Source organism: Kitasatospora sp. NPDC091257, assembly GCF_044757675.1.
In the GTDB taxonomy this organism is placed as follows: Bacteria; Actinomycetota; Actinomycetes; order Streptomycetales; family Streptomycetaceae; genus Kitasatospora; species Kitasatospora lactacystinica.
Genome location: NZ_JBIVVI010000547.1, coordinates 1 through 5,838, shown reverse-complemented (window position 1 = coordinate 5,838; position 5,838 = coordinate 1). Strand labels below are relative to the sequence as shown.

At 75.9% G+C, this 5,838-nt stretch carries 4 protein-coding genes; 1 reads left to right on the top strand and 3 read right to left on the bottom strand.

Annotation, left to right across the window (positions count from 1 at the left end):
• Window positions 1–21: 21 nt before the first annotated feature.
• The 3 genes from ACIQOV_RS23955 to ACIQOV_RS23945 all read right to left on the bottom strand — a co-directional run bounded on the left by ACIQOV_RS23955 (window position 22) and on the right by ACIQOV_RS23945 (window position 4,622).
• A complete protein-coding gene (locus ACIQOV_RS23955) occupies window positions 22–2,514 on the bottom strand; it encodes a beta-glucosidase (protein WP_401051564.1) in 2,493 nt (830 codons plus the stop codon).
• An 81-nt stretch (window positions 2,515–2,595) separates the two neighbouring features.
• On the bottom strand, window positions 2,596–3,303 hold the full coding sequence (locus tag ACIQOV_RS23950) for an alpha/beta fold hydrolase (protein ID WP_401051562.1): 708 nt from the start codon (window positions 3,301–3,303) through the stop codon (window positions 2,596–2,598).
• Between the two features lie 44 nt (window positions 3,304–3,347).
• On the bottom strand, window positions 3,348–4,622 hold the full coding sequence (locus ACIQOV_RS23945; RefSeq protein WP_401051560.1) for an MFS transporter: 1,275 nt from the start codon (window positions 4,620–4,622) through the stop codon (window positions 3,348–3,350).
• Between the two features lie 154 nt (window positions 4,623–4,776).
• Between ACIQOV_RS23945 and ACIQOV_RS23940 the strand changes: the two genes are divergently transcribed.
• A complete protein-coding gene (locus ACIQOV_RS23940) occupies window positions 4,777–5,817 on the top strand; it encodes a LacI family DNA-binding transcriptional regulator (RefSeq protein WP_401051557.1) in 1,041 nt (346 codons plus the stop codon).
• Window positions 5,818–5,838 lie beyond the last annotated feature (21 nt).

The window sequence follows — 5,838 nt, the reverse complement described above, 5'->3', positions numbered from 1 at the left end:
GGGCCAGTCCGTCGGCCCGGGTCAGGCCCGCGACGGAACGACCAGGGCCACCGCGAGCGGCCGGTCCCCGGCGCTGCGGCCGGCCTCGACGGTGTGCACGCCGGGGTTGACGCGCCAGGAGCGGGTGGCGGTGTCCCAGCTCTCGACGGCCCGGCGCGGGACGGTGATCCGCGCGGTGACGACGGCGCCCGGTGCGGCCTCGACCACCGCGAAGCCCGCCAACTGGCGGTCGGGGCGGGTGCGGTCGGAGCCGTCGGTGGCCAGGTAGAGCTGCACCACCTCGCGTCCGGCCCGCTCGCCGGTGTTGCGCACCCGGACGGTCACCTCGGCGAGCGCCTCGGCGTCCCCGTCGACCAGTCGTGCCTCCAGGCCCTCGTAGGACCAGTCGGTGTAGCCGCCGCCGGCCCCGAACCAGTACGCGGGTGCGGCGCCGGCGCGGCGCTGCCAGGCCCGGTAGCCGATGAACAGGCCCTCGGCGTAGTCGAGTCGGCCGTCGGTGGGCACGACCTCCCGGACGGGGCTGTCGGCCTCCTCGGCGGGCCAGGTGGTGGGCAGGCGTCCGCCCGGCTCGACCGCGCCGAGCAGCACGTCGGCGAGCGCCTCGCCGGCCTGCTGGCCGGGGAACCAGGCGAGCAGCACGGCGGCCACCTCCTCGCGCCAGGGCATCAGCACCGGGGCGCCGGCGTTGACCACCACCACCGTACGGGGGTTGGCGGCGGCGACCCGGGCGACCAACTCGTCCTGGCGGCCCGGGAGTCGCAGGCTCGCCCGGTCCACGCCCTCGCTCTCCACCTCCTCGGTGGTGCCGACCACGACCACCGCGACCTCGGCCGTGCGGGCCGCCGCGACGGCCCGGTCGATCAGCTCGTCCGGGGAGACGGTCGGCGCGCCGTGCCCGAGCGTGAAGGAGACCAGGCCGAAACCGGTGACGTCGCCCGTCCGCGGCACGGTGTGGGTCAGCGTGACGGCCGTCTCCCGGCCCTCGGGGAGGTCGAGTTCGACGCGGTGCTCCGGAGGGTTGAGGAAGGCCGCGGCCGGGTCCTCGCCCTCGGGCAGCAGCGCCCCGTCGTAGAGCACCTCGCCGTCCGCCTCCAGGGTGAACCGGCCCACGCCCCGGACGGCCAGCCGGTGCCGCCCGCCGGCGCCCGCGGCCAGGACGCCGGTCAGCCGGACCCGTGCGAGGTCGGCGAAGGCGGTGCCGCCGGGCAGCGCGCCCAGCCAGCGGACGCTGCCGTCGGCCAGCGCGGCCGTTCCGAGCGACTCGCCCTCCGGGCCGAGCAGTTCGGCGCTGCACGGGAAGGCCGCGGGCGGGAGGAAGGTGCGCGGGTCGGCGCCGGTCTCGTGGACCAGCGTGCCGCCCTCGCCGAGCGCGGCGCGCAGGCCCTCCAGCGGGGTGACCACCCGGGTCGGGAAGACCTGGGCGCTGCCGCCGCCGCCGATCCGGGCCTCGGCCGCGGCCGCGCCGATCAGCGCCACCGTGGCCGGTGCCGGGTCCAGCGGCAGCACGCCGCCCTCGTTGCGCAGCAGGACGAAGGAGCGTGCCGCGAGCTCGCGCACCAGGGCCTCGCCGTCGACCGGCGCGGGCAGTTCCCCGGCCGGGACGGCGGCCGGGGCGCCGGCCAGCAGGCCGACCCGGGCGGCCAGCCGCAGCACGCGGCGGGCCAGCGCGTCCACCACGGTCTCGGGCACCAGGCCCGCGCGGACGGCCGTCACCAGGTGCTCGCCGTAGACGGTGGCCGGGCCGGGCATCGCCACGTCGAGGCCGCCGAGCGCGGCCCGGACGGTGTCCCGGGCGCCGGTCCAGTCCGAGACCAGGACTCCGTCGAAGCCCCACTCCTCGCGCAGCACCGTGTTGTTGAGCTCGGTGTGCTCGCTCATGGTCGGGCCGTTGACGGCGTTGTAGGCGGCCATCAGGCCCCACGGGTGGGCCTTCCTGACGATCGCCTCGAACGGCGCCAGGTAGAGCTCGCGCAGGGTGCGCTCGTCCACCCGGACGTCGACGGTGTACCGGTCGGTCTCCGAGTCGTTGGCGACGAAGTGCTTGGGCGTGGTGCCGACTCCGCCGTCCTGGACGCCGGAGACCAGGGCGGCCCCGATCTCGCCGGTGAGCAGCGGGTCCTCCGAGTAGCACTCGAAGTGGCGTCCGCCGCGCGGGCTGCGGTGCAGGTTGACGGTCGGCGCGAGCACCACGTGGGCGCCCTTGCGCCGGGCCTCCTGGGCGAGCAGCCGGCCGGCCCGGCGGACCAGGTCGAGGTCCCAGGTGGCGGCGAGGGCGGTCGGTGAGGGCAGGGCGACGGACGGGTCGTCCGGGGTCCAGTGCTCGCCCCGGACGCCGGCCGGGCCGTCGGACATCACCAGCCGGCCGAGGCCGATCTCCGCGTTGGCGGGCAGCGACCACATGTCGGCCCCGGCGAGCAGGGCGACCTTGGCGGGCAGGTCCAGGCGGGCGAGGGCGGCCTCGACGGCGGCCTCGCGCCGGGCGTCGGCGGTCAGGGTGGTCTGTTCGGCGGCCATGGTGGTCTCCTCACTGGTCACGGTCGTCTCCGCGCTGGTCGCGGCGGTCTGCTCGGGGGCGTTCTCCCGGTGGCGCACCGGTCACACCCAGCCTTCCAGCGCGGCCATGAAGCCGGCGTGGTCGTCCCGGTGGACGGTGTGTCCGGCGCCCGGCACGGTGCGCACCTCGAAGCCGCGCTCGCGCAGCAGTCCGGTGTCGGCGGCGCCGAGCAGGAAGCTGTCGTCGGCCCGCACCACCAGGGAGGGCACGGTGGGGGCCTCGGGCAGCCCGGCGTCCTGTCCGGGCATGGCGAGCGCGGAGTCCGGGTCCCAGGCGGCGAGGGTGGCGAGCTCGACGTCGATGTCGGCCTCCTCCCACCGCGGGTTCATGGCCGCGATCTGCTCGCGTCCGGCGTTCCGGAACTCCACGAACAGCTCCGGGTCCACCCCTTCGGCCTGGGCGAACTGCCAGGCCGGGTCGACGTAGACGGCGCGGGCGGGCTTCAGCCGTTCGACGGCGCGCAGCAGGGTGATGCCGCCGAGCGAGTGCCCGACGGCGAGCGCGGCGCCGGTGGGCAGGGTCTCGACCAGGTCCTCGGCGTAGGCGTCCAGGGCGTAGCGCTCCTGCGGGGTGCCGCCGTTGCCGCGCGGGCTCAGCCCGTGGCCGCGCTGGTCGACGGCGATGACCCGGTAGCCGCGCTCGGCCAGGGCCGGGCCGACCCGCCGCCAGGTGCGGTGGTCGGACATGATGCCGTGCACCAGCAGCGCGACGCGGTCGCCGGTTCCCCATTCGTGGGTGTTCAACTTCATCGCTGTACAGCCTTTCTGGTGGAGCGTCAGGAAATCGGGAGGGGTCAGCGGACGCCGCGGATGGGGCGGACCGCCAGGGCTCCGGCCGCCGCGAGGGCGGCACCGAGCAGGAACAGGGGGGTGTAGCCGCCGAGGCCGACCACGGCGGAGGCCACGAAGGGGGCGATGATCTGCGGCCCGGCGTTGGCGATGTTGAGCACGCCCATGTCGCGGGCGGCGTCCTCGGCCCGGGGCAGCACCATGGTGACCAGGGCGGTGTCGACGGCCATGAAGCAGCCGAAGGCGAGGCCGTTGACCGCGGAGAAGACGATCATCGCGGGCCAGGTGGGGCTGAGCACCGGGATCAGCAGGGACAGGCCGGAGAGGGCCGCCGAGAGCGAGACGAACAGCTTGCGGCGGTCCAGCCGGTCGGAGAGCACGCCGCCGACGACGGTGGAGACGGCCATCGCGACCGAGGAGACGGGGGTGAGGATCGCGATCGCGCGCTCCGGCGTGAGGCCGCCGGGCAGGCTGATGTGGTCCTGGAGGATGTAGAGCTGGTAGCCGACGACGGCGAAGTAGCCCAGCACCAGTAGGGCCCGGCCGATGAACGCCCAGCGGAAGTCCGGCTCGCGCAGCACCCCGAGGAAGGCGGCGGCCTGCTCGCGCAGCGGTGCGGGCCGCTTGGCGGGCATCCGACGCTCGCGGGCGAGGCCGCTGAAGAGCGCGGCGGCCAGTGCGACCAGCAGGCCGAGCACCAGGTAGCCGGTCCGGAGGCGGTCGGAGAAGGCGGAGGCCAGCAGGACGCCGAGGGTGGAGCCGACCGGCAGGCCGAGTCCGACGGCGGCGGAGGCGGTGCCCCGGCGACCGGCCGGGACGCGGTCGGGCACCACGGAGGTGAGGGAGGCCTGGTAGAAGTTCATCGCCGCCTGGCCGAGGCACCAGGCGATGCAGACCAGCAGCACCGAGTTCACGCTGCCGAGCAGGGCCATGGCGGCCACCGCGGCCACGCCGCCGCCCAGGATCCACGGGTTGCGGCGGCCGGAGCGGTCGGACAGGGCGCCGGCGAACGGGTTGAAGAAGGTGGCGAAGACCGCGGCGACGCCGCTGACCAGGCCGAGGTTGGCCACCTTGGCGGCCGGGTCGAGGTGCTCGATGTGCAGCGGCAGCAGCACGCTGCCGACGCCGAGGTAGAGCGCGTACATCGCGGTGTTGCCGGCGAAGAGCAGGGGCAGTAGGCCGCGGGAGGCGGGCGCGGGGGCGTCCGTACGGTCGGCCGGGCCGTCGGTACGGGCGTTCGGGCCGTCCTGCGGCGGGGTGTGGGCGGGGGAAAGGGCCACGTTGCCCTCCAAGGGGAGTGCCCGGCGGCGGGGTGGGGACCGGGCGGCGGGTCGGGAACCAGGTTACACGTGTAACGCTTACTCGTGTAACCAGCTGTTTAGCAGGAGATTCCGCCCCGCGGCCAGGGCCGGCCGTGAAAGGATTCGAACCGTTATGAACAGCGACCGCATCGATCCCAGCACCCCGCCGCCCTCCGGGGCCCAGCCGCCCACCAGTGCCGACGTCGCCCGGCTGGCCGGCGTCTCCCGCGCCACGGTGTCCTTCGTGCTCAACAACACGGCCGGCGGCCGGGTCAGCGAACAGACCCGGGCCAAGGTCCGGGCCGCCGCCGACAGGCTCGGCTACGTCCCGCACGCCGGAGCCCGCTCGCTGCGGGCCGGCCGCACCGGGCTGGTGCTGCTCGTCGGTGCCGCCGCGCCGATCGGCCCCCTGTTCAGCAGCTTCCACCGCGAGCTGCAGGAGGCCCTGCACCGCCACGGCTACACCGGCGTGCTGCTCGGCCCCACCCCGGGCAGCGGCGAGGACGCCGCCCGTGCCTGGGCCGAACTGCGGCCCACCGCGGTGGTCTGCCTCACCCCCGGACTCACCCCCGACGGCGTCCGGATCCTGCGGCGTTCCGGCACCCGGGCGGTGCTCACCCTCGGCGCCCCGCCGGTGCCCGGTGCGCACGCGCTGGTCATGGACCAGCGCGAGGTCGGCGCGGCCGCCGCCGCCCACCTGCTGGAGCGCGGCCGCCGCCGGATCGGTGTCGTCCTGCCGACCGATCCGGCGCTCGCCCTGTTCAGTGCCCCCCGGCTGGCCGGTGCCCGGGCCGCCGTCGCCGCGGCCGGTCCCGATGCCGTGGTCGAGCCGCTGCCGCTGGACTACACCGAGGAGTCCGCGGCCGAACTCGCCGTCCGCTGCCGCGAACTGGGACTGGACGGCCTGTTCGGCTACAACGACGAGTACGCGATGCTCGCCCTGCGCGCGCTGCAGGACGCGGGCCTGGACGTCCCCCGGGCGGTGGCCCTGGTCGGCGCGGACGACCTGCTGCTGGCCCGGCTGCTCCGGCCCCGACTGAGCTCGGTCCGGATGCGGCTGCCCTCCGGCGAGGAGCTGGCCGAGCTGGTCGACCGGGTGGTCGCCGACCCGGACGCGCCGCCGGTCAGCCGGGACCTGATGACCGTCGACCTGGTCGCCCGCGACTCCTCATGACCGCAGGACCCGGGGGCCGGG